This window comes from Haloechinothrix halophila YIM 93223, assembly GCF_000504245.1.
In the GTDB taxonomy this organism is placed as follows: Bacteria; Actinomycetota; Actinomycetes; order Mycobacteriales; family Pseudonocardiaceae; genus Haloechinothrix_A; species Haloechinothrix_A halophila.
In genome coordinates, this window is record NZ_KI632509.1 from 3,747,502 (window position 1) to 3,772,900 (window position 25,399).

13 protein-coding genes and 5 pseudogenes are annotated in these 25,399 nt (G+C 62.5%); 5 read left to right on the forward strand and 13 right to left on the reverse strand.

Annotation, left to right across the window (positions count from 1 at the left end):
* A pseudogene (locus AMYHA_RS26555) lies at positions 1-577 on the reverse strand (IS701 family transposase); the annotation flags it as partial.
* Between the two features lie 226 nt (positions 578-803).
* On the opposite strand from AMYHA_RS26555, the pseudogene AMYHA_RS17200 reads away from it, so the two are divergent.
* The 3 genes and pseudogenes from AMYHA_RS17200 to AMYHA_RS17205 all read left to right on the forward strand — a co-directional run.
* Positions 804-1,598, forward strand: a pseudogene (locus AMYHA_RS17200) (IS1380 family transposase); the annotation flags it as partial.
* 577 nt (positions 1,599-2,175) lie between these two features.
* A complete protein-coding gene (locus AMYHA_RS27110; RefSeq protein WP_157362199.1) occupies positions 2,176-3,390 on the forward strand; it encodes a phthiocerol/phthiodiolone dimycocerosyl transferase family protein in 1,215 nt (404 codons plus the stop codon).
* Between the two features lie 432 nt (positions 3,391-3,822).
* Positions 3,823-5,319 carry an ISL3 family transposase gene (locus AMYHA_RS17205; protein WP_034272546.1) on the forward strand — a complete coding sequence of 499 codons (1,497 nt, stop codon included), beginning with the start codon at positions 3,823-3,825 and terminating at the stop codon, positions 5,317-5,319.
* A gap of 199 nt (positions 5,320-5,518) precedes the next feature.
* Here the strand turns inward: AMYHA_RS17205 and AMYHA_RS17210 are convergent, their stop codons facing one another.
* From AMYHA_RS17210 to AMYHA_RS17250, 8 genes and pseudogenes are all read right to left on the reverse strand, one after another.
* Entirely contained in the window at positions 5,519-6,385 is an 867-nt protein-coding gene (locus AMYHA_RS17210; RefSeq protein WP_034277689.1) for a 3-hydroxybutyryl-CoA dehydrogenase, read from the reverse strand.
* On the reverse strand, positions 6,382-7,407 hold the full coding sequence (locus AMYHA_RS17215; RefSeq protein WP_330760617.1) for a 3-oxoacyl-ACP synthase III family protein: 1,026 nt from the start codon (positions 7,405-7,407) through the stop codon (positions 6,382-6,384). Before AMYHA_RS17215 ends, AMYHA_RS17210 begins: the two co-directional genes overlap by 4 nt.
* 256 nt (positions 7,408-7,663) lie before the next feature.
* Positions 7,664-10,603, reverse strand: a complete 2,940-nt coding sequence (locus AMYHA_RS17225; RefSeq protein ID WP_051400026.1) for a branched-chain amino acid ABC transporter permease/ATP-binding protein — start codon at positions 10,601-10,603, stop codon at positions 7,664-7,666.
* Positions 10,600-12,828 carry an MFS transporter gene (locus AMYHA_RS17230; RefSeq protein WP_157362201.1) on the reverse strand — a complete coding sequence of 743 codons (2,229 nt, stop codon included), beginning with the start codon at positions 12,826-12,828 and terminating at the stop codon, positions 10,600-10,602. The genes AMYHA_RS17225 and AMYHA_RS17230 overlap by 4 nt, the downstream gene beginning before the upstream one ends.
* 1 nt (position 12,829) lies before the next feature.
* On the reverse strand, positions 12,830-13,342 hold the full coding sequence (locus tag AMYHA_RS27115) for a hypothetical protein (protein ID WP_157362203.1): 513 nt from the start codon (positions 13,340-13,342) through the stop codon (positions 12,830-12,832).
* A 417-nt stretch (positions 13,343-13,759) separates the two neighbouring features.
* Positions 13,760-14,989: pseudogene (locus AMYHA_RS27975) on the reverse strand (ISAs1 family transposase).
* A gap of 158 nt (positions 14,990-15,147) precedes the next feature.
* Complete coding sequence (locus AMYHA_RS17245) at positions 15,148-15,363, reverse strand: biotin/lipoyl-binding carrier protein (protein WP_034272560.1); 216 nt, start codon at positions 15,361-15,363, stop codon at positions 15,148-15,150.
* Positions 15,364-15,391: 28 nt separating this feature from the next.
* Entirely contained in the window at positions 15,392-16,819 is a 1,428-nt protein-coding gene (locus AMYHA_RS17250; protein WP_034272562.1) for an acyl-CoA carboxylase subunit beta, read from the reverse strand.
* A gap of 414 nt (positions 16,820-17,233) precedes the next feature.
* Here AMYHA_RS17250 and AMYHA_RS17255 point away from each other — a divergent pair.
* Positions 17,234-18,530, forward strand: a pseudogene (locus tag AMYHA_RS17255) (IS701 family transposase).
* A 24-nt stretch (positions 18,531-18,554) separates the two neighbouring features.
* Here the strand turns inward: AMYHA_RS17255 and AMYHA_RS17260 are convergent.
* Positions 18,555-19,628 carry an IS630 family transposase gene (locus AMYHA_RS17260; RefSeq protein WP_084037335.1) on the reverse strand — a complete coding sequence of 358 codons (1,074 nt, stop codon included), beginning with the start codon at positions 19,626-19,628 and terminating at the stop codon, positions 18,555-18,557.
* Positions 19,629-19,788: 160 nt separating this feature from the next.
* Positions 19,789-21,570, reverse strand: coding sequence for a reverse transcriptase/maturase family protein (locus tag AMYHA_RS17265; protein WP_084037336.1), 1,782 nt, complete (start codon positions 21,568-21,570; stop codon positions 19,789-19,791).
* A 692-nt stretch (positions 21,571-22,262) separates the two neighbouring features.
* Here AMYHA_RS17265 and AMYHA_RS26560 point away from each other — a divergent pair.
* A pseudogene (locus tag AMYHA_RS26560) lies at positions 22,263-23,510 on the forward strand (IS701 family transposase).
* A 38-nt stretch (positions 23,511-23,548) separates the two neighbouring features.
* On the opposite strand, the gene ccrA reads toward AMYHA_RS26560, so the two are convergent.
* On the reverse strand, positions 23,549-24,931 hold the full coding sequence (ccrA, locus tag AMYHA_RS17280) for a crotonyl-CoA carboxylase/reductase (RefSeq protein WP_051400028.1): 1,383 nt from the start codon (positions 24,929-24,931) through the stop codon (positions 23,549-23,551).
* A 122-nt stretch (positions 24,932-25,053) separates the two neighbouring features.
* Positions 25,054-25,398, reverse strand: coding sequence for a hypothetical protein (locus AMYHA_RS27120; RefSeq protein WP_157362205.1), 345 nt, complete (start codon positions 25,396-25,398; stop codon positions 25,054-25,056).
* Position 25,399: the final 1 nt, after the last annotated feature.

Consider the following 25,399-nt stretch of genomic DNA (forward strand, 5'->3'; position numbering starts at 1 on the left):
GTCGAGCGCGGCGAGGATCATCTCGCGCGCCAGCGTGGGCTTGGTCGCGAACTCCACCTCGCCCGGCACCCCCGCAGCAGCACGCCGCTCGGTGTCGGCGACCCAGGATTTCGGGAGGTACAACGCCCGGTCGATCAGCGCATGCCCCCGACTGGTGGCATAGGGTCAGATACACCGCGACCTGCGAGTTCTCGATCCGACCAGCGGTGCCGGTGTACTGGCGCTGCACCCCGACAGTGCGATTTCCCTTCTTGAGATCGCCCGTCTCATCGACCACCAACACGGCCCGTTCGGCACCGAGGCGCTCGACCACATAGTCACGCAGGTCGTCCCGCACGCCGTCGTGGTCCCACACCGCCCGGCGCAGCAGGTGCTGCAGCCCTTCCGGCGTGGCGTGTCCAACATGCTCAGCGATGGTCCAACAGTTCTTCGTCGGCACCTCCGAGACCAGCCCGCGCACCAGGTCCTCGGCGTGGCGACGCGGCTCTACACGGCCGAACCGGCCACAGATGCGTGCCAACAGATCCTGAAATCGCGCCCCGAACACGCCAGGGTCTACACTGGCAGCCGCGGCCACCGCAAGATCAACTTGGTTCCACACAAACCCGGCATGATCACGCGGTGGCCGCCCTCATGTCACGCCACCACGCCCAAGATCACGATCTACCGCTGTCGTACTAGCCTCGCGCTTTCACGGTGATGTGGTTGGCGGGTCGGGTCGATAAAGAAGAAAGGTGCTCCGAGCTGCGATAATTCGGATTGTCGAGGCCCGAGTTTTCGCGAGTTCGAGGAGCACCTTTCTGGTGGGTAAGTCTACTGGTCCCTACCCGGTGCTGTCGGTTGACACGGCCGGAAGCGGGGTCGTGTCGCAGGCCGGAGCGGTCACACTGCTGCGTACCGCCGAAAAGACAGGACTAACCGGGGCGCTCTCAGCGGCACTTGCATCGTGGCGGAGGCCGTCAGCTACCCATGACCCGGGCAAGATCCTGCTCGATCTCGCGGTCTCGGTGGCGCTGGGTGGGGACTGCCTGGCCGACATCGCGTTGCTGCGCGAGCAGCCAGCGGTGTTCGGCCGGGTGGCGTCGGATCCGACGGTGGTGTCGAGGCTCATCAGCGCTCTCGCCACCGACGCTGGCAAGGTGCTGTCGGCGATCGACCGGGCCCGCGCCGCAGCGCGGAAGCACGCATGGAGGCATGCCGGACAACGCGCTCCTGACCGCAGTATCGACGCCGCTCACCCGTTGATCATCGACCTGGACGCCACCTTGGTGACCGCGCATTCGGAGAAAGAACACGCCGCGCCGACATTCAAGCGTGGCTTCGGCTTCCACCCCTTGTTGGGGTTCGTCGATCACGGAACAGGCGGGACAGGTGAGCCGCTGGCCTGGTTGCTGCGACCGGGCAACGCCGGGGCGAATATCGCCGCCGACCACATCACCGTGGTGCGCGCGTGTCTGCGGCAACTGCCCTGCACTGCCCAGGGCGGCCGGGTTGGGCGCAAGGTATTGATCCGCACCGACGCCGCGGGCGGCACCCACGAGTTCGTCGAGTTCCTCACGAAACAGAAGCTGTCGTATTCGCTGGGGTTCGGACTGTCCCTCGATCTACCGCTGTCGTACTAGTGGTTCCAGTCTCCGACGGCGCGGCGGGCGTCGAAGTGCTGGCGCGGGATTGATCACGGACCTTGCCGGTATCGCAATCGCCTGAAGAAGCGTGATTTCAAACTTGCATGGCCTTCACGCCTTCAACTATGCCCTGTTTGTACGCTACAATTCAGTTGAAATCTGCTGCGGATATGACGAAGGTACGGGTAGACGCCCTTCAGCAAATCTCGCACCTGGTTGCCGATCTGCTCGCGCGCTCACATTGGTGCGGGTACCGTGGCGGGCCAGCCCATCCTCAGGCAGTCCCAGCGAAGGCGGCCAGTGCGGCGACCACGATAGACACCCAGCTCGTAGCGTTGCTGCGTCCTTTCCAACAGACACGCACACAACACAATTGCGGAGGCACGTTCCCTGACATCCAAGACCTACGAATCGCTATACTAAACCATACTAAGATGCCGCAACAGAGCGCTCTTATAGCGTGACTAACTACTGGCGAATATCCTTTTATTTTGCAGCGACGTAAATTGCAAATGTGCACTCATTTCATACAAGAAACAAGGCGGCAGGCATGGAGCGGTACCTAGACAATTTCGAAAGTTGGTCATTGGGAGACGGTGAGCCCCTGGTTGCAGAATACGAAGGAGATCTTGATGGAACAGAGTTTGCAACTGCGGTAAATTTGCTCGGCAAAGCTTACCCCGTTGTAAGAGCGCGTGTGCGATACGATGCCGGCCGACCTGTTTTGTATGCACCTACTGATAGCAGCCCTAAATTAACGGTGTTAGAAGGCGGCGAAAGCGCACTACTTCGCGCCATTGCGGCAAACTGGAATCCCCAGAAGTTCCTTGTGGAATTTACATTAGTTCGCGGAACATGTGCCGGTTACGTAGTCATGCGCATGGATCACAGTGTGTCGGACGGCCATAGCTTGTATGCATTATTTGGAGAACTATGGAATATCTACACGGCGCTTACATCGGGCAATGAAGTAGATATCCGACCAGGTGCATCATTGCCAAAGTCTCACGATGAGGTGCTACAGACAAGATTTTCAGATTGGAATATACCAAACGTGGTTACTAATGCAAACTACGAGACCGCTGCCATGCACCCGGCGGCGGTTCGCCGCGTAACCCTAGATGAGAAAGATAGTAGAAATATCAGAAACTTTGCAGGAAGTAATTCTACTACAGTTCAGGGACTAGTAGGTGGAGCGGTGCTGGTTGCGCAACGACGCTACATTGCAGATTTGTACCCAGACTCAATGCGTGGAAACATTCCAATGACCTGTCGATCTTCAGTGGATCTTCGAAATAGAACCAAACCTGCTATCGGTGCGACAGAAACTACATCTCTAATCGTTGCTCATAAGTCCGAGGTATCTGTGTCGCAAGATTCTGATCCACTGGCAATTGGAAGACAAATTAGCACTCAGATCAAGGAATCGATAGCTAATAAATGCATGCTTCCACCACTAGTGGGCATCACCAGTCGCACCTCTTCCTGCCCCGAGTCGAGGCTACTATCCGCCTCAATTAGCAACGTTGGTGCATTAAATCCAATAGTTTTACCCGGCGGGGTTCGGCTAAATATAGAGTGCAGGCTCTTCCGCGCACGAGAAGTTCCATGCTATGGGGCTTGGACAATCGAAGGTCGATTCAGTCTATCGATAGGATATCCATCTGACTTATTCTGTGAGCAAACCTTAAATTCAGTGACTGACTACATTTGCAAGAACCTTGAAAAATTCGGAGTTTCATCGCAGACTGTGCTTGATCATTGAGCTTTTTTGTTTCTGTTACGTTGGTGTGTGGTGGTGGGTGAGGATCACGGTGAGAGTCGACTGATGACTGATGCGGTGCGCCTGCGGCGAACGTTGGTCAGCGCGTGTCAGGCTGTGAGAGAGGCGGGGATGCTCGCCGATACCGCAGATGGTCGCATGGTGACAGTTGAACCTCTTGCAATACTGGCGGAGAAGTAGGCCTCCGAACCGGGGTCGTGGCGTCGTTGACTACTGTGACGTATCCCTTGTCTGCATGATAAGGATCGCCACGTTGACTGACGCGGCGATGAGACGGTGCAGCCGAACGGCAGGGCGTGTCAGATGGTCGGCTCTGGCCCATATTCGGTGGTGACGGTGGGTGTCGGTTCCGGTCGGATTTGGCGCGTTGTGCCAGGGTGACGCTGGTGCGATGTTGATCAACTTCTAAAGCTTGTGTTCTCTGGACTGTCTTCCCTGCTCATCGAGGGTGTCGAAGCTGGTGCTGGGACGATCGAGGTCCGGGCGTCGACGCTGTCCGAGCCCGTGGCCTGCCCGGAATGCGCGGTCGAGACGGCGCGGGTTTATGGCTATGTCGAGCGGCGGGTCGCCGATGTGCCGGTGGACGGGCGACCGGTCGTAGTCCGGGCGCGGCGGATGCGCTGCCCGAGGCTTGCTTCGCGGCAAACCTTCCGTGAGCACCTGGCCGGTGTCGTTGAGCGGTATCAGCGCCGCACCACGCGGCTGGCTGCGCAGGTGGGCCGTGTCGTGCGGGAGCTGGCCGGGCGTGCCGGGGCCCGGGTGCTGGCCGGTCTCGGTGTCACGCTGTCCCGGCAGACCGCGCTGCGGGCGCTGCTGCGTCTGCCGGTGCCGGTTCGGCCGGTGCCGCCCGTGATCGGAGTCGACGATTTCGCCCTGCGTAAGCGGCAACGCTACGCGACAGTGATCATCAACGCGGAGACCGGCGAGCGCGTCGACGTCCTTGCCGACCGCGCGGCCGACACGCTCGAGACCTGGTTACGGGACCATCGCGGCGTGCAGGTGGTCTGCCGGGATGGCTCGGGCGCATACGCCGAAGCGATCCGGCGTGCGCTGCCCAACGCGGTGCAGGTCGCGGACCGGTGGCACCTGTGGCATAACCTCGCCGAAGCGGTCCTTAAGGAGGTCGCCGCCCACAGTGCATGCTGGGGCAAGACCGGCCCGCCACCGCGCGAGGGCAAACGCGCCGCCACGACCCGTGAACGCTGGCAGCAGATCCATGATCTGCTCGATCGTGGCGTCGGACTGCTTGAGATCTCCCGCCGCTTGAACCTGGCGCTGAACACGGTCAAACGCTACGCCCGCATCGACCAGCCTGAACGGCTGGTGCGGGCTCCGCAGTACCGGCCGACCCTGGTCGATCCGTTCCGGGACTACCTGCGTCGACGCCGGGAGGAAGACCCGGCCGTGCCCGTACTGCAGCTGCTCCATGAGATCACTGAGCTCGGCTATACCGGAAGCCAGAACCTGTTGTATCGCTACATCACGCAAGGACGCGTCGAGTCCGACCGGCCAGCGATCTCTCCCAAGCGGCTGACTCGCTACCTGCTCACCCACCCCGAGCTACTTAGAGAGAACCAGCGGGAGCGGATCGACGCCGCGACCGGCGCCTGCGCCGAGATGACCGGGCTCGCCGCCCTCATCAGCGACTTCGCTGGCCTGCTCACCCCCGACCCCGGCAACGATGAGCGCCTCACCGTCTGGATCGACCAAGCCCGGGCCGAGGACCTGCCCCACCTGCACGCGTTCACGCGAGGACTCGAACTCGATCGCCACGCCGCGGACGCCGCCCTCACCCAGCCATTCCACAACGGACGTACAGAAGGAGTGAACACCAAGACGAAGCTGATCAAGCGGCAGATGTACGGCCGCGCAGGATTCCACCTCCTCCGCCACCGCATACTGCTCGGCTAACACTACCCACCGTCACCACCGAATATGGGCCAGAGCCGTTAATCGGACAGCCCCCGGCCCGATCTTGGTACGCACAGTCTTCGACCGGGTGCCGTTACGAGAGTTCCCACTATGCCCGGCAGGGTCGCGGGGTCTCTTTCCACGAGCCAGCTCGGCGTGTCGGACCAGACACACCCTACGGGCAGTCCCAGCTACCTTCCTACCCGGTGTGGTTGTGGAACCCATGGCCAGTCTTGTTGCCAAGAAGTCCCGAGTCGACCATGCGGACGAGCAACGGGGGCGGGCAGTAGTGGGGTTCGCGGAACTCGGCGTGGAGCGCCTCGGCGACACCCAGAACGACGTCGAGCCCGATCAAGTCGGCGAGCTCGAGGGGCCCCATGGGATGAGCGCAGCCGAGCTTCATGGCCCGGTCGATGCCCATCGCGGACGCGAAGCCGGACTCGAACATCCTGATCGCAGACAGTATGTAGGGGATCAGTAGCGCGTTGACCACGAACCCAGCCCGGTCGCGGGTCCGGATCACGTGCTTTTCGAGAACCGTACTCAGAAACCGCTCGGCACGAGTGACGGCTTCTTCGTCGGCGACCAACGTCTCGACGAGCTCGACCAAGGGCATGCGCGTGGCAGGGTTGAAAAAGTGCATACCGAGCACCCTTTGTGGTCGCGTCGTGATGCTGCCGAGACGTGTGACCGGGATGGACGACGTGTTGGACGCAAGGATCGCGTCCGGTGCTTGGACTATCTTGTCAAGGTTGGTGAAGATCTCGGCCTTCACGTCGCCGTGCTCGACGGCCGCTTCGATGACCAGCTCTCGGTCGGCGAGATCAGCCAGCTCGGTGGTTAACGTGATCTGCGCGAGTATGTCGTCGCGCTGGAGCTCGGTGGTCTGCTGTTTGCGAACGCTACGATCAAGCGACTTGATGATCCGGCCGAGACCGGCACGCTGTGAACTAGCGCTTCGCACCGCCATCCGCACATCGAGACCTGCTCGCGCACAGATCTCGGCGATGCTGGCGCCCATGACGCCGCAGCCGACGACACCAACTCGAGTGATGGTCTCGGTCATGCCGACCACCACCGAAGCAGGCAGCTACCGATCGACATACCGCCGCCGAACCCGGCGAGCAACAGCAGATCTCCATCGGCGAACGCGCCAGCTTGGTTGGCAACGTCGAGTGTGACGGGAACCGAAGCGCTGCCCACGTTGCCGTACCGTTGGAGTGTGCGGTGTGTTGTCACGTGGTCGAGGCCCGCTTTGGTGACGAGGTTGTCGAGCAGGTTGCCGTTCGGCTGATGTGGCACGAAGTGAGTCACCTGATCGGCCTCGATGCCGGCATTGCGCAGGAGGCCCGCCAGAGCGGGCGGCACTTCGTCGAGGACGAAGGAGGTGACGTTCCGGCCCTGCATGGTGAAGTTGTGACCGCCTGTGTCGACGGTCTCGTGTGACGTCGGGATCCGGCTACCGCCAGCGTCCACACGAATGTACTCGTGGGCATCGCCACGGGTGTGCAGCCCGCAACTGACGACGCCGTAGCTAAGCGGAACCGGCCCGACCACGGCCGCGCCCGCGCCGTCGCCGAGAAGAACCGACGTCGCTCGGTCAGCGACGTTGAGAATCCGGGAGTAGAGATCCGCCCCAATCACCAGGACGTACGCGCCGGGATTGAGCGACTGCAGTGCGGCCGCAAGCCCAACGCCATAGGGAAATCCGCTGCATACAACGTTGATGTCGAAGCAGCCCGCGTGGGGGGCTCCGAGCATGTTCTGCACCAAGGCCGCGGTCGGCGGCTGCGGCGAGTCTGGCGTCGATGTGGACACGATGATGTAGTCAACGCGATCGACGGAGATACCCGCCTGATCTAGGGCTAGTTTTGCCGCGCACACCGCAAGGTCTGATGTCGCCTCATGTGGCGCAGCATAGCGGCGTTCGCGGATCTGCGTCTTTCGCTCGATCCACTCCGGTGTCACCCCCACCTTCTCCGCCACCTCAGCATTACTGACTACTCGGTCAGGAAGATATGAGCCGGTCCCTAGGATTCCGGCGGCATGCCCGTTGGTGAACACGCGTCCTCCACGCTGACTTGGCACCGCTCTCTGGTTGCCATGCTCTCGACCTGTTCCAGTAGCAAGCAGAGGACGAGTTCAGGCCCTATGCGAGTCAACCGAGCCAGCAGGGCCAGCTCGACTACGGCGACCAAGACACCGAACGTTAAGGTCACGACGGAACGCAACATCCGCGGCCCGATGAGCAGCCGATCCTTCCCATACATAGGAGGCAACCGGACGTCGGTAGCCCACTATCGCGCGCGTCGAAGCTGAGCGAAGTCTGGCCACTCGGTCGCGCCTATACAGATCGCTGAACGGACACGGGATCCCGCTGGCCAGAACGTTGGATCGCGGTAGGATCGCCACCAAGGTATGCCTCAACTACCCGGCGATCGTGCCGCACCCGTTCAGGCGTGCCGGCGGCCAAGATCCGCCCGTCGGCCATCGCGATGACACGATCGGACAAGCTCATGACCATGGGGATGTCATGTTCGATAATGACTAGCGTCATGTCGAACTGACGCTTGAGATCGCGCAGAAGAATGCCGAGTGCTTCGGTCTCACGCTGAGCGACACCTGACGAGGGTTCATCAAGCAACAGCAGCTTCGGTTCGAGCGCGACAAGACAGGCGAGTTCGGTAATGCGCCGTGTTCCGGTCGACAGCTCGAGGATCTGCTTGGTGCGGTACCGCTCAAGTCCCATGAACTCGACGATGTCACGGGCACGCCTTCTCTTCCGGACGTCGCCGTAGCGCATGCCGAGCACGGAAGAGGCGAACCGGGTGGGCATGGTGCGCTCACATGCGAGCATGACGGTCTCCTCGACGGTCATGGTGGGAAAGAGAGCTGCATCCTGGAAAGAACGGACCAGGCCTAGCCGACCCCGGGCCTCCGGGGTGAGCCAGGTGACATCGCGTCCCTGGAACCAAGCTGTGCCGCGGTCGGGCTGAGTGAAACCACTAACCAATTCGAATGTGGTGGTCTTTCCGGCGCCGTTAGGTCCAATGAGACCAACGGTTTCCCCGTCGTAGATGGTGAAAGACACATCGTCGACGGCTTTTACGCCGCCAAAATGCTTCCGCAGGTGCTGTGCCTCAAGAAGCTTCTCGCGACAATAACCGTTTCGATGCATCACCGGTGCCACCTCCCGTGGACGTGTCATCGTGGGCGCTGGTGCGCCGTCACTGTGGCCGTCGCGTCGCGCGTATGCGGCGTCGACGTCGATCCCCGCACGCCCACCCAAGACGCGAGCGACGCGGTCGCGCAGCGGCACGATGATCTGCACCAGACCTTTCGGCAGATACATGATGATCAGTAACTGGCCGAAGGACGTGGCGGCGAGGCCTGCCGTGTCCAGTGGCACGAACGTCGGGACCCCCATGACGAACAGGGCACCCACGAGTGGTCCCGTGATCATGGAGATCCCGCCGATAACGGCGATCTTGGCAACATCGATACTGGCGGTGACGGGAAAGGCGGTCTCGCCGATGAACGACAGCGCATGCCCATACATTGCTCCCCCGATACCAGCGAGGAAACCCGCGATAAGCATGCCCTGCATCTTGACGGCGGTCGTGCCAACAGTGAAAGCGCGCGCGTTGTCCTCGTTATCACGGACGGCGATGAGCAGGCGCCCGAAGCCGGAGCTTCGGATGTTGCGCGCCAACAAAAGAGCGACGAGAAGAGTGGCGAGGCCGACGAAATAGTAGGCTTTGCCGGAGTCCAGCGGGATCCCGAAGACGATTGGCCGTCCAGGATCGACACCGTCGCCGAGCAACGCCGGGTGGGCGATGATTGCGGCCGGAGTAGCCAATGCGAAGGCGAGTGTCGTGACGGTGATCATGAGGCCGCGGATCCGCAGTGCTGGGAGCCCGACGAGCAAGGCTACAAGGGCGGCGACGACGCCGGCGTAGAGGAAGGACAGTGGGAACCAACCTGTGCGCATGGAGATGTGATACGAGGCGACGGCGCCGATTCCAGCAAAGGCAAACTGCCCTAAGGTGAGCTGACCGCCCATGCCGGTGACGATCACGAGCGATAGGGCAACGATGGCGTAGGCGAAGATGACCGTCATCGACACGGCCGCGCTGTGGGTCATCAGCAGGGGTAGGAGCAATGCCAGCCCGAGGGCGGCGATCCCGAAGAGGCGGCCCATGTTGCGGACCAGCCAGAGCGACCGCAGCTCTTCCGGAAGCGGGCGGATCGCTTGTACAGCTGCCCAGCTGCCCTTGTCCTCCTGGCGTCCTCCCCGTTGTTTCTGCACGAGCAGAGCGATGAGTATGAGCGCAAAGATCGCCAGCTCCACGGCGCCGCCACCCGGGTAGTTCCATTTCAGCACCTGTTCGAACAGCCCTAAACCGACGCCAGCGATGACAGCGACGGGAATGCTGGTCATCCGCGCAATGACCGCGCCCGCCAATGCCATCAGGAGAAGACTCGGCCCAAACGATTCCGCCGTAGTGAACCCACGGGTCGGCTGAGTGAGGATCGCAGTGAACGCGGCCAGAATGCCTGCAAGCCCCCAGGCCAGAGATGACATACGGGAAGCCATAATGCCCGCAAGCCGGGCAGCCTCGCTGTTGGCGGAGGCACTACGGATGCCGATGCCATAACGGCTCCGTTTGAGGAAGACGCCCAGCCCGATGACCAGGATCGGCGAAAGCAGGAGCATCCCGGAGTATGCGGGCGAGACTCGGAGCCCGCCCATCATGAAGTCGGGCAACCCGGGTGGCTGTGGATAGAGTTGCCCAGCTCCAGCTTGGTCGTTAACAGTGAATCCGAACAGCAGTAGGAATTGTCCGACACCCAAGGTGGCGATGATACTCATCAGCTTCGGGGCATTCCGTAGCCTACGGATGACGACGACCTCGGTACCCGCGGCCACGAGGCCACCGAGAGCGAGGGCGAGAGGGAAAGCCAGCCAGTACGGCAAGCCCCACCCGACTACGGACAGCCCGAAAACGGCGGCAGCGAACGCCCCGATCTCGCCATGAGCGAAGTTGATGACCTTGTTGGTGCGATAGACAATCACTAGCCCTGCGGCAAGCAACCCATACGTCGTACCGACGATGGCGCCAAGCATGAGGACCGGCGGGGGTGCCTCCCAGCTACCAGTAGGACTGTCGGTGGACAGCGTGGAAAGCTTCGGCCAGAGGACAAAGAGGGTGACCACGGCGACACCAATGATCGCGATAGCCTTCCTTCTTGACGCCCAGGCCTTCAACATCGTGGTCTTCATTGGCCTGTTCCCTTGGTGGCGCCTTCCAGGAACACCGCGCGTAGCAGGTCACCGCGAGCAAGCAGCTCATCACTCGGTCCGTCGAACCGGATCTCCCCCTTCTCCATGAAATACGCGTGCCGGGCCACGCTGAGGGCTACATTGACTGATTGCTCCACCAGCACCACGGCCGTTCCTTGAGCATTGATTTTCCGGACCAGCTCAAGCAACTGGCCCACAATGACCGGGGCCAGGCCAAGGGAGAGCTCGTCGATCAGTAGAAGTCGTGGACGCAGGATGAGTGCCTTGGACAACCCGAGCATCTGCTGCTCTCCGCCCGAGAGCGTGCTTGCTTGAGAATTTCGTCGCTCGTGGAGCCGCGGAAACGCCTCGAAACTACGGTCGATGGCAGCGTCAATCGCCTTTCGGTCGCGGCCAAGCGTGTAGCCATAAGCACGGAGATTCTCGACCACGTTCATCGTGCCGAACACCGCATGGCCGCCGGGGATCTGGCTGATGCCAAGCTTCACCCGACGCTCAGCATCGAGATAGGTGACGTCCTGTCCCCGGAAACGAACAGTACCGCTGCAGGGGAGAGCGATGCCGGAGATCGCCTTCAACAGCGTGGACTTGCCGGCCCCGTTGGTGCCAAGCAACGCCACCATCTCGCCATCGTCGACCGTGAAGTCCACGCCGAAGAGCACCTGCAGTTGTCCGTAGGAGAAGTCGACCTTGCGGCAGGCCAAGAGTGGCAAGTGGCCCCCCGACGCGATAGTCCTGCGGACCTCTTCGTCCTCGACGATGTCGACAATCAGGCGACCAAGATCCTTGGCGACAAGGTCCTTGGCGCTTCGGATGATTAGCGCGCCGACAACGCCGGGCACCATCAAGGAAATCATCGCTCCGAGAACGCCATAGCGTTCCTCGACACCGGTGAGGAGGAAGACGCCGGCGAGACTGCCTGAAGCCATGAAGACGCCGATGAGGGAGGCGGCATGGGGGCGCCACGCCGCCTCCACCACCGACAGTTGTGCGATCCCCAGCAGCGGTGAGAGGAGTCCGATCAACGCTTGCGCTGCGGAGAAGAGCAGCACCATGAGCAGGAACCACGGCATCAACGACGCAGTGAGGATGCAGATGACAGCCGCAACGAGCGCGATACCGGCGACATCCAGGACGCGGCCGGGATTCTCCCTGAAGATGGCTTCGCCCCGGGGTCCGTACGCGATCAGCGCAACAACACCGACAGCGGCGGTAAAGGCGAAGAAGATGCCGCGTTCGGCGGCGTCCATGCCCCACCGATCGTCAAGGTAGAACGATAGGAAAGTCGTGTAGGGAATAACGAGGATGCCGAACACCAGGTAGCCGAAGGCGAGCCGTCGCACCGTCGGGATGAGCATCAGGCGCCGCATGATTTCGAAGAAGCCTAGTTGAACGTCCTTTGAGGGAAGCCCGGTGGCGCCATCGCTGTGATCGGACTCGTGCACTGCTTCCCTGATCCGTTGGGTGTCCCATTTGCCGTAACCTGGGTCGCGGAGACCGAGCGCGAAGACGGCACCAATGATCGATACACCACCGAGCGCAAGGAAGACGCCTCTCCATGTGAGGTCGAATATCCCGGCAAACACGGCTACTAGTAGTGGTGCGGCAATGCTGGTACTGCGTTCGAATGCTTCTCGGATCGCCAACAAGCGGACACGTGCTGAAGGCGGATAGATGTCCATGATGAGTGGCCGGTGTAACGCCACGGCGCTGCCGACAAGCAAGCCGTCGGCAACAAGCACTATCGCCAGCCCCCACAGACTGACGACGAGCCCAGTCCCCGCGGTGATCAGGCTCCACCCGAACGCAGTGATGATCGATAGCCCGGCCCGCCAGGCACGATTCTGAGTCAATGCTGCCATCGGCAGCGGCGATAGTGCGTGCGCTAGCGCCTGCAGTGTGCGCATCCCTACGATCGCAGCGAGGCTCAATCCCAGCGAACGTGCCATATCGGGGGTGAGGACGGTGAACACGTAGCTTTGGAACTGGTCGACAATAGCCAGCATCCCGAGTGCGGATATCGGATACCAGCCAACCTTGTGCTCGCGGAATACCTTCCGAAGCGGCGGTGCGTCATGGCTCCCGGTGAAGCCAAGACTCTGTCGCGCCTGTTCGTGCAGCTGACGAGGACGACTACCCGCTTCGGTTAGTACTGTGGACGGTGCTGGATCGCTCCGTCGGCCGTTTTCCGGAACATTGACCACGTCATACCGTCCGTTCGAAGTTGAATTGAACGTAGAACGCGCTTTCACCGATCCGACGTCCGGTACCGTCGAGCAGCACGACTACGGCCTCATGCTTTTCGATGTCCCGTCCTGTCGCGGAGAGCCTGGTGAGTTTCAGCCGGGTGTCGTCAGTGGCGTAGACGCCAGAGAGGTTGTCGACAGATCCGCAGGCGCTACTGCCACACGAATCCTCTTGCTGAGCGAGCCATTCAAGACTCTGGCCGGGGGGCATTGGGGTTCGGTCGACAAAGACGGCAAAGTACCCTGCATCACGAAGGGCACGTCCGTCCTTACCCGTAACGCGGAACCCTTCCACTTCCCATCTGAGAGTGATCGGCAAAGTCACCGTGCTGCGGTCAGCCGGTTCGATGATGCGGACGCGATGGTCCTGTACGAACGCCATATTTGACCAGTCGCAGGCGGCAAGGAGGAGTGACAACCCCAGAAGACCTATAACAGCGGCTCCCCAGCGCCGCCCATGGCGGGTGTGCATCCATGACTCCTCTTTGAGTTGGTCGCGTTTAGTGACGTCTGCAGAAGGGGAAGATTATTCGACATCAAGCTCGAGAAACTCGGAGTTATCAAGTTACTGTTGGGACAGTATATTCAACGATATAAACTATTGCAGCAATAGCAACCAATCCGAAACAATAATAACCGAGTCCGAGTATTCAAAAATTAAATAGCAGAACTATGCTGAATGTCGGAACGTATTGTAACCTCAATATGATTCCGAGCTAGTAACTAAATAACTAACTTACATGGAAAAGAGGCTTAAGTTCTTTGTAGGTAATGTGCACACGAAAATGGTTAATTATCGAGCAATCTTCGATGCTTCACGTAAGTTCGCACAGTGCGTACTCAGCAACGCGGCAGCTGCGGCACAACATTTCGACCCGATGAATGCCCTCTACGGCACTCTCGTGTCAGCCACCCACAGCACGGCGTCGGCAAAGTCGGCTTTCAGCAGGTGAGTAGGAGTGTGATGGGGGATGGGGTCCCAGGCGTGATACCGCAGACCTCGTGCGATGTTGGTGACTCCGTTGGTGCGTAGCATGCTGATCACCAGGTTTCTCAGCGAAACCATGGTGCGCGGCGCGTTGCCGGTACGCACCTGGGATCGGTCCTCATCGAGGGTGACATCGCGAACCCAGTGAAGGCGAGTTTCCACGGTCCAGTGGCCGCGTGCCCAGGCGGCCAACTCGGCCGGTCGGGCTTGGTCGGTGGCGAGGCTGGTGACCGCATACACGGTCTCGACTGTGGTCCACTTCGTACTGTTGGCATTGATCCGACGGGGCTTACGGGTGATCTGTAAGGCCTGCCGGGCGTGCGGAAACGCGATCCCGGTCCGGATTGTGACGACCTTTAGCGTGCGCTGCTCGACGCGGCCATGCGCGCGATCGGTACGGCTGTGCACGACGGGTACGTCCTTCCATGGCAGCGCCTTGAGCTAGTTGTGCAACGTGGGCTGGTTCGCCTTCACACTGAGCAGATAGTCAGCCTCGCGCTCGAGCACCAGGTAGTCGGCATGCGCCTTCTGAGCGTGCAGAGCATCGGCGGTGATGACAGCACCTTCGACGTCATCGAGATGCTCGATGAGCTGGGAAAACATCGGAATCTCGTTGGTCTTCGAGCACACGTCGACCTGACCGAGCACCACACCGGCGCAATGATCGATCGCGGCCAACAGGTGCCGCGCATCGGCGACCTCGGAGCCCGAGCCCCGCACCGTCTTGCCATCCACCGCGATCGCCCGCCGCCTGCCGACAGCCGGTTCAGTGCGCGCCGTCGCCCACTGCCCGATCGCGGTGTCCAACTCGTCGCCATCGAGTCGCTGCAGGGTCCGGCGAATACACGACTCGCTGGGCACCGTGTGCACCTGCAGCGCCGCGAGCACCTGCTCGGAGGCATTGGCCGCCCACTCGCTGATCGCAGTGAACGAGCGGCACCCGGCCAGCACCGCGCACGCCGCCACCGCCAGGACCGTCGTGATCGAGTGCCGCACACCCCGCCGCTTGCGGGGATCCGGAACTCGCGCCAGCACCGCCAGCACACCCGCACCGGAGACCGTGTTCGACTCGGCCGCGGTGGCCAAATGAGCGAGCGCAGAGGGAATCAGAGATGATGACGATGCGGGCATGGCTCCTCGATGTCGATCAGGATGGATTCAGCACCCTTCATGATCAACATCGGGCCATGCCCGTCCTACTACCCCTGCGGCATGTCGCCCACCATCACCCCAGGTCACACCCCGCCCTCAAAGACTTTGCCGACGCCGTGGCCACCCACAGACGAGCGTCACTCGATCACGGCGATGAGGTCACCCTCATTGACGAAGTCACCCACAGCGGCATGCAGGGAAGTCACAGTGCCCGGGTCTTCAACGACCGTCGGTATCTCCATCTTCATCGATTCGACGACAACCACGTGGTCACCCCTACGCACGGCCTGGCCTTCGGCAGCGACAACTTCGATCACGTAACCGACTATCTCTGCACGAATTTCCTCGGCCACGGCTTTCCTTTCTCGCGCACCCGGGCGATCAGAGCGGGATGTTTCCGTGCGATCCGCGCTTCGCCGGGACCGCCGCCAGTGCCTTGGCCAGAACGAACCGTGTTTCTGTGGGGTCAATGACTGCGTCGACAACCCCTAGCGATAGCGCCCTCGCTATGCCTCCCGAGGTGTGTTCATGCTCGGCAACCCATCGCTCCCGCACTTCGTCACGTTGATCCTCCGAAAGGGCGGCCAACTCCTTACGACGCAGAATGCCGACCGCTGCTCGCGCTCCCATCACAGCGACCTCCGCATCAGGCCACGCAAAGACGTTCGTAGCATCTAATGCCCGACAGTTCATCGCGATGTAGGCGCCGCCATAGCACTTCCGCACAACTAAGGTCACCCGCGGAACCACGGCCTCAGCGAACGCATACAGCAGCTTGGCGCCCCTCCGCACGACCCCGCCCCATTCCTGGCCAACGCCAGGCAGGTATCCGGGTACATCGACCAGCACTACCAATGGCACGCCGAAGCAATCGCACATGCGGACGAACCGTGCAGCCTTCTCCGCGGCAGCGGAGTCAAGGCAGCCGCCTTTCCGAATCGGGTTGCTCGCGACGACGCCAACAGTATGGCCCGCAAGCCTGCCGAGCCCGACGACGACGTTCGGAGCCCATCCGGGCTGGAACTCCTCGAATGGGTCGTCATTGTTGTCCGCGTCGAGGACGTTTTGGACAAGCGGCTTGATGTCGTAGGCCCGGCGTGCCCGGTCAGGAAGCAACGCGCGCAGATCGCGCGGTCCGCTAACAGAAACTGGGTCGAACACCCCCGGACTGGCGAGAAGGTCGGTGATCCTACGAGCACGCCGCAGGGCGTCGTTTTCCGACGAAGCCACTACATGCACAACGCCCGACTTCTTGCTGTGAGCGTCCGGACCACCAAGGCTCTCCATGTCGATCCGCTCACCAGTGACCTCACGCACCACACCCGGTCCGGTAACAAACACCCGTCCCGCAGGCGCCATGACGATCACGTCGGTCAGTGCGGGACCATAGGCGGCGCCACCGGCAGCCGGACCGAGGATCACCGAAAGCTGCGGCACACGCCCCGATGCCTTAATCATGGCAGCGAACACCCGAGCAACCGCGTCAAGCGATGCCACCCCTTCGGACAACTGCGCCCCGCCGGAGTGCCACAGTCCGATTACGGGGCAGTCTTCGCGCAGGGCCGCCTCGATAGCGTCGACGATGTGCTGACATTCCGTAACGCCAAGCGACCCGCCCCTCGCGTTAGCATCGGTGCAATAGGCTGTTACGGGCGCGCCGTTGACTCGACCGCGGACAGCGATCACTCCACTCTCGTCATGTGGGTGCAGCGGCTCGACCGATGCGGAGTCCAGCAGCGCAGCCAGCCTGTCCTGCGGCGATGGATGGCCACACGCGGTCGAACCTTGCCTCTCCGACGTCGAGGTCATTCGCAATCTCCCACTGGGCTACCCCCGGTCTGGCACAAGTCAGGTGAAATACGTTCACCCCGAGTCCCGAATCTGAACACATTCATTGTCGATCCGGGCAGATCTCTAACGAAGACCGATCGAGTATTTCACAGATACGCCAGATCAACCGTAGCGTTTTTACACCGAGCCGGCGCGATTGTCGTTACGCCACGACTTTCCTGTGGAACTCACCCACACAACCAATCCGCGCGTTCGGCGTCTCGTTTGCATCCTATTGATTTGGATACAGCAGGTTGCGTAACCAGAATGAACATCCAAGGCCCGGGCCCTAGTACGACAGCGGTAGATCGTGATCTTGGGCGTGGTGGCGTGACATGAGGGCGGCCACCGCGTGATCATGCCGGGTTTGTGTGGAACCAAGTTGATCTTGCGGTGGCCGCGGCTGCCAGTGTAGACCCTGGCGTGTTCGGGGCGCGATTTCAGGATCTGTTGGCACGCATCTGTGGCCGGTTCGGCCGTGTAGAGCCGCGTCGCCACGCCGAGGACCTGGTGCGCGGGCTGGTCTCGGAGGTGCCGACGAAGAACTGTTGGACCATCGCTGAGCATGTTGGACACGCCACGCCGGAAGGGCTGCAGCACCTGCTGCGCCGGGCGGTGTGGGACCACGACGGCGTGCGGGACGACCTGCGTGACTATGTGGTCGAGCGCCTCGGTGCCGAACGGGCCGTGTTGGTGGTCGATGAGACGGGCGATCTCAAGAAGGGAAATCGCACTGTCGGGGTGCAGCGCCAGTACACCGGCACCGCTGGTCGGATCGAGAACTCGCAGGTCGCGGTGTATCTGACCCTATGCCACCAGTCGGGGGCATGCGCTGATCGACCGGGCGTTGTACCTCCCGAAATCCTGGGTCGCCGACACCGAGCGGCGTGCTGCTGCGGGGGTGCCGGGCGAGGTGGAGTTCGCGACCAAGCCCACGCTGGCGCGCGAGATGATCCTCGCCGCGCTCGACGGCGGCGCCACCGCGTCCTGGGTGGCTGGCGACGAGGTCTATGGTGCCGACCCGCGCCTGCGCAACGCACTGGAGGATCGCGGTGTCGGCTACGTTCTGGCCGTTGCCCGCAGCCACCCCGTGATGACCGCGGCGAGAAAGCTCCGCGCAGACGCCATCGCCGCCCGCCTGCCCAGATGCGCCTGGCAGCGTCTCTCCGCCGGAGCGGGTTCCAGGGGCCAGCGGTTCTACGACTGGGCTTGGATCACCATCGACACCGCCAAGCCGGGGCAGCGATGGCTACTCATCCGCCGCAACAGCAGCACCGGCGAGCTGGCGTTCTACCGCTGTTACGCCCCGAGCCCGGTGCCGCTATCGGAGCTGGTGCGTGTGGCCGGACGGCGTTGGACCGTGGAGGAGTCGTTCCAGGCCAGCAAAGGCCTGACCGGGCTGGATCAGCACCAGGTTCGCCGCTGGGTCTCCTGGCACCGCTGGACCGTGCTGGCGATGCTTGCCCACGCCTACCTCGCCGTGCTCGCTGCCACCGAACGCGAACGCCACCCGCCACCCGACGGGTTGATCCCGTTGACCTGCAACGAGATACACCACCTCTTCAACGTCCTCATCGCCCGCCCGATCAGCGACTTCAGCCACCGACTGCGCTGGTCACTCTGGCGACGGCAACACCAGTACCGCGCCAAAACCAGCCACTACCAGCGACGCGCACGAACCGAACCATGAACATCTCGATCTACCGCTGTCGTACTAGTGTCGTGTGTTTGAAGTGGTCTGACGGTTGGCTTTCTTGAGGGTTTGGTCTGGGGTTTTGGTCCAGACGAAGAGGTGGCAGCGGTCGTTCCAGCCGGTGATGAAAGCGCGGATTTTGGTGTTGAGGTCGCGCACGGAGCGGAAGCTGCCGCGGCGGATGGCTTGGCGCTCGATGATGCCGAACCACACCTCGATCAGGTTCAGCCACGACCCGGAGGTTGGGGTGAAGTGCACCTGGATCCGGGGATTGGCCTCCAGCCAGTCACGGACCTCAATGCGCTTATGGGCGGCGTAGTTGTCCATCACCAGGTGCAGCTCGCGGTCGGGATAGGCCTTGGCGACCTGCTTGAGGAAGGCAAGGAACTCCTGATGCCGATGTCGCGGCTTGCATGCCGCGGTCACCTTCCCGGTCGCGATCTCTAATGCGGCGAACAGCGTGGTGGTGCCGTGGCGGACGTAGTCGTGGGTGCGCCGCTCGGCCAGCCCAGGCTGCATCGGCAACGTCGGCTGGGTCCGATCCAGCGCCTGGACCTGCGACTTCTCATCGACACAGAGCACGATCGCGTTCTCCGGCGGCGCCAGATACAGCCCGACCACGTCGGTGATCTTGGCGATGAGTTCCGGGTCGGTGGAGAATTTGAACGTCTCGGCCCGCCAGGGCTGCACCCCGTAGTCGCGCCAGGCCCTGGCCACCGTGCCGTTACTGATCCCAAGCCGGGAGGCCAGCAGCCGCGACGACCAGTGCGTCACCCCGAGCTTCTTCGGCGGCGGTGTCAGCGTCGCCGCCACGATCTCCCGATGATCAACCAAGCGGGGCCTGCCCGAACGCGGCTCATCGTGCAGACCGTCGATCCCGCCGTGCTCGTAGCGTTCCCGCCAACCGATCACCGTCGGCCGCGACACCCCCACCCGCTCGGCGATCGCCGTATTCGACACCCCCTCGGCCGCCAGCAGCACGATCCGAGCCCGCTGCACCAGCCCAGCACGCGCCGACGAACTCCGCGTCAACGACACCAGCCGCTCACGATCACCATCACGAAGAGCAAGAGCAGCAGCAGGTCGATTCGCCATGCCGCATTCTGACACCTACACAACCGTCAAACGACTAACAACACGCGACACTAACCGGGTAAGCCGCGCGGCGAGGTGTCTGTAGGCACAGGTCCTTTGCCGCGCTGGCTCCCCGCCGAACCCCGCGGGCACCTTTCGGTGCACGAGGCTCTCCAGTGGTTCATGCCGCGTGCGCTGCGGGTTTCCCGTGGTGGATGGTGTCGTGGCAAGGAGTGCAGACGACGAGCGTCTTGCGCCGCTTCCTTGCCATGTGCGCCGCCCATGGGGGTTGATCTGGCCCGAGTCGGTCGAGCTGTGCGAGTTTGCGGATCTGGTGCACTTGCACCTTGGCCGGTTCTTCACAGAGCTCGCACCTTCCCCGCCTGAGCCTGATGATGAGCTCCTTGCGGGTATAGGTGATCGGGCTGATCAGGACGTGATCGGTGATGATCGCGTTGCGATCCCGTGCGAGGGGTATCCCGCCGAACCGTGCGACCAGTGGCTGCTTGCCGATGCGTGGAACGCGGGCTTCGAAGCAGGTCCGCGGTCCGTGTGCGGTATCGATCGTCGCCTTGTGTTTGGCGGCGATCTTGGACACGGTGGACTGGTGCTTGGCGGCCAGCGTCTTGAGCATCGATGTCTCGGCGACCCAGTGCAGGCGGGTGAGTCGCCAGACGTCGGTGGCGAGCAAGTAGTACTGGACGATGCCCCGGTATTCGGCCCCGTAGGTGGCGACGATGTCGTAGTCGTCGAGGTTGTGCAGGGCCGTCCTGGCTTCGGGTTTGCCTCGGCGCAGGTAGGGCAGGCATTTCGCCGTGATCACATCGCGGGGCACGCGCAGCGCGATGGTTCCGTTGGTCGACCGGCGACCTCGGGTGACCTTATTGTCGCTGCGCTGGGTGATGATCTCGTAGCCGAGGTATCGCGCTGCCCGGGTGCGGGCGTGCGTGATCAGCGTCTTGTCGGCGGATAGTTCCAGCTTGAGTTCGTCGCGCAGGAACGTCGCCAGCTGATCCTTGATCTGTTCGGCTTCGGCTTTCGGTCCAACGAATCCCAGAAGATGATCATCTGCGTAGCGGGAGTAGCGCAGCCGCCGATAGCCTGGATCGTGGGGATCTTGGCTGGGCATGCCGCGTAGTTGCCGGCACAGCTGGCGGGCTCGCGCCCGGTCGCCATGTCGGCGTGCCCGTACGAGGGCCTGACTGATCCTGTTGTACTCGGGATTGGGTGTCCGGAGCACTCCCTGGGTGTATTGCGGAATCAGAACCGTCTCGACGAAGGTGTCCAGTTTGTGCAGGTAGATATTCGAGAGGACGGGCGAAACGGTCCCGCCTTGCGGGGCGCCGCTCAGCGTGGCGTTCCACCGCCAGTCCTCCAGATACCCGGCTGTGAGCATGTTGCGGATCAGCCGCAGGAACCGGTTGTCGGGGATCTTCTCCGCCAGGATGTCGACCATGACGTCATGGTCGAGCGATCCGAAGCAGTCGGAGATGTCTCCCTCGATAAACCACGTGGTCCCGGTCCAGGTCCGGGCCACCTCGCGCAACGCGGTGTGGCAGCCCCGGCCGGGTCGGAACCCGTGCGAGTGGTCGGAAAACCGTGGCTCGTAGTAGGCCTCCAGTAGCAGGCGCACTACTTCGCCGACGAGCTTGTCCGACCAGGTCGGCAAGCCCAGCGGGCGCAACTTCCCATTCTTCTTAGGAATATGGACCCGTCGCACCGGAGTGAATCGGTAACGCTCGTGACGCATCGCCTCGATGATGGCCCCGATTTTCTCCAAGGACATGCCGTCCGCGGTTTCCTGCGTGGCCCCGGGCGTCATCGCCCCGTGGTTGGAATAGATACACCCGTAAGCCAGCAGGTATAGCTGCGGGTTGAACAGTTGTCGATACAGTTCTTCGCACGGCAGACCTTTCCTGCCGCGTTCACGGAGGACACCGAGTATCGTTTCGGCGTTCTGCATTTCGCATACCTCTCGGTCATGTAGATGTCCAAAACCACCTGTGCCCCTTCGCCCTGTGGGCGGCGTTACCGTCCTCCCTGGCAGGTCGTGACTCCTGCGACTACTACGGGCACTGTGTCGCCATGGGGCTCGCGCCCGACAGGCGATCCCACGTTCGTCTCTGCTGCACGTCTCTAGCGTGACGTAGGCGTCCCACTCATCTCCTTCAATGCCCTCGCTGGGCATCGCTCCACCGTCGGAGGATGCGGCGGGTCAGTACTCCCCCCGCCGCAGACGATGGCGCCGGTTTCAGACGTCTTTCCGGCGGGCGCGGCTTTTACACCTTCTGGAAATTGGGATTCAGGCAATCAAGCTTTCGCCGTATCACGCGGGTCGCCCAACGTGCCGCCCCATACGCCTGGGCACGACCGCTGGTTTCCTGGCATGCTATTGTCCCCTTCACCTTTCGGATCCAGGTAAGCCATAAGACCCAGAGATACTCCTCCAATCTCTCCCCGCTCCGCGAGGAATGCATTCAGAGCGCCTCGTGGCGCAGATACGGCAGCCGGACTTCGTGATCTTGAGCGTGGCGGCGTGACGTAGAACGGCCACCGCGTGATCATGCCGGGTTTGTGTGGAACTCAGATGATCTTGCGGTGGCCGCGGGTCACAGCGTATCGCCCGCCCGGTAGTGGGCGCACTTCGACGATCTGTTGGCGCGGATCGGGTGCCGGTTCGCGCGGGTGGAATCGCGTCGGCGGGCTCGTGACCTGCTGCTTGGGTTGGTGTCGGACCTGCCGGTCAAGAACTGCTGGACGATCGCTGAGCATGCCGGGCACGAGTCGCCGGACGGGTTGCAGCATCTGCTGCGTAAAGCGGTGTGGGACCACGACGCGGTACGTGAGGATCTGCGCGGCTATGTGGTGGAACACCTTGGCGCCGAGGGTGCTGTGCTTGTGGTGGACGAGACCGGCGACCTCAAGAAGGGCACCCACACGGTCGGGGTGCAACGCCAGTACACCGGCACCGCGGGCCGGATCGAGAACTCGCAGGTCGCGGTGTATCTGACCTACGCCACGAGCGCCGGTCACGCGTTGATCGACCGTGCTCTGTACCTGCCGAAATCCTGGTGCGAGGACATCGATCGGCGTGCGGCGGCGGGGGGGGTGTGCCCGAGGACGTGGAGTTTGCGACCAAACCCGCGCTGGCGAAGGAGCTGATCGTGCGGGCGCTCGAAGATGGCGCGCCGCCGCAGCCTGGGTCGTCGGCGATGAGGTTTACGGGGCCGACCCCGGGCTGCGCGAGGAGCTGGAGCAGCGCCAGGTGGGCTATGTGCTGGCCGTGGCCTGCAGCCACCCGGTGACCACCGCGGCCGGAAAGCAGCGCGCCGACTACATCGCCGCCCGCCTGCCCAAACATGTGTGGCAGCGGCTCTCCGCCGGGAACGGTTCCAAGGGCCAACGGTTCTACGACTGGACCTGGATCACCCTCGACGCCGAGCGGGGCGGGCATCGCTGGCTGCTGATCCGCCGCAACACCAGCACCGGCGAGCTGGCGTTCTACCGCTGCTACGCGCCCGGACCGGTGCCGCTGGCCACCCTCGTTCGCATCGCCGGTCGCCGCTGGACCGTGGAGGAATCCTTCCAAACCGGCAGGGCCTGGCCGGGCTCGACCAGCATCAAGTCCGCCGCTGGACCTCCTGGCACCGGTGGACCGTGCTCGCGATGCTCGCTCACGCATTCCTGGTCGTGCTCGCGGTCGCCGAACGCGCCCAGCGTCCCGCGCCCGACGGTCTGATCTCGCTGACCCGCAACGAGATCCACCACCTGTTCAACGTCCTCATCGCACAGCCCATCAACAGCATCTGGCACCGACTGACCTGGTCAACCTGGCGACGACGACACCAACACCACGCCAAAGCGAGCCACTACCGGCGACGAGCCGAAGCGGCAGCGCCATGAAGATCTCGATCTACGGCTGCCGTACTAGGACAAGGAGATCAGGCGCTCCGAACGAGCTGGAGGCGTTCTCCTACTTCGTCACGCAGCTCTGGATTCGTCACGCCAAGTCCCTCTTCGGGTGCCAAGCACAGCACCCCTACCTTGCCGATGTGCTGATTGAGCTGAACCAGCCGCGCGGCTTCACCGACGTGGTCGAGCGGATAGACCGTCGACAGCATCGGCACGACGCGACCCAGTCCGATCAGCCGGTTGGTCTCCCATTGCTCCTGCAGGTTTGCCACGTGGCTGCCGATGATGCGCTTGAGCTTCATCCAGAGGTAGCGATTGTCGTATTGATGGGCGTATCCGGTGCTCGACCCACACGTCACGACGACCCCACCGCGCCGAACGACAAACACCGATATCCCGAACGTAGCCTTCCCGACATAGTCGAACACCACGTGCGGCTCAGTGCCCGTTTCCCGCCGTATGATCGCACCCAGCCGCTTGCCAATCTCGACTGTCTGTGAGGGGTCATCCCCGTTGTAGTTGGCGAAGCCAAGCTCGTCCCGATTGATGATGAGGTCGCACCCCAGTGCCCGGAGTACCCGAGCCTTCCGCTCCGAACTGACCACGCCAACGGCGATGCCGCCACCGTTACGAACGTACTGCACCGCATACCCGCCGAGTCCCCCGGTCGCTCCCCAGATGAGGACAACGTCTCCTTGCTTGATCCGGGCAGCGTGCTCACCGACCAGCATGCGATACGCCGTGCCCGCGCACAGCGTGTTGCACGCAGCCTCTTCCCAGGTGAGATGCGCCGGCTTCGGAATCAACTGGCTTGCCCGCACGATCGTATAGTGCGCCAGTGCACCGAAGTTCGTCTCGAATCCCCACGCGAGCTGTCGGGAGCCCATCATTCCGTCAGCGTGCGTGCCTGGCTCTTGATCGTCGACATAGGCGGGGCTGGCGACAACGTGATCCCCTGCGTGCCAATGCCGAACGCCACTCCCCAGCCGCACAATGACACCCGCGGCGTCGGAGCCGACGACGTGATTCGGCTGATCGTGCCGCGCCTCCCACGCTCCCTGCTTGCCAAACTTCGCCAAGAACTGGAACGTCGGAATCGGCTCGAACATCGCCGACCACAACGTGTTGTAGTTGATGGAGCTGGCCATCACCGCAACGAGAATCTCGTCCGGCGCCAGCTCCGGCATCGGCACGGGGCCGACGTGCAACGACCTGCGGACGTCCTTGTCAGCAGTGTCCGCGAACATATCGACGTCCTCGCGGCGCAAATGAGCCGCGACGTACTCATCCGGGATCGGATGCTGTTCCAGCACGCTGCCGGAAGCACCGGCTAGAACAGCATCGGAAAGCTCGTCGGTAACCACTCGCACCTCTCCACAACTCACGTGGGCACTCGTCACTGGCGTGCTCATGGTTATTGATCGCGAGCAACCTCAGCAGAGGTCGACTTACAGTCCCCGGTCGGATGGGCATTATTTTCGGCGACACCGTATGTACGACGTAGACCCTTCGGACGACACCCGACGCGGACCGGTCAGCCGAGCCCGCGCGCGGAATTGACCGGCACATGAGCCGGCGCACGATACCCCGATTGCCGATATGGTCGCAGGACAACCACAGGCGGCCCGGAGCAGTCGGACGTCACATAGACCAACACCGGGAACTGGGAGTAGTTCACCGAAGACACCGCTTGCATAGGCGACGTTGCTCCGGTGCACGCTCCCCTTTCCACACGATTCGTCTGGGCGGACATCGCTGGCGAGAAGCCAGCTTCCGGGTAGAGCGTCACCGTGCCAACCGATTCGGAAGAATTCACCGCAGTGGTGAAAGCAAGCGCGAACGCGAGAAAGGCACTCGCCAGCAGCAAACGATCAGACATC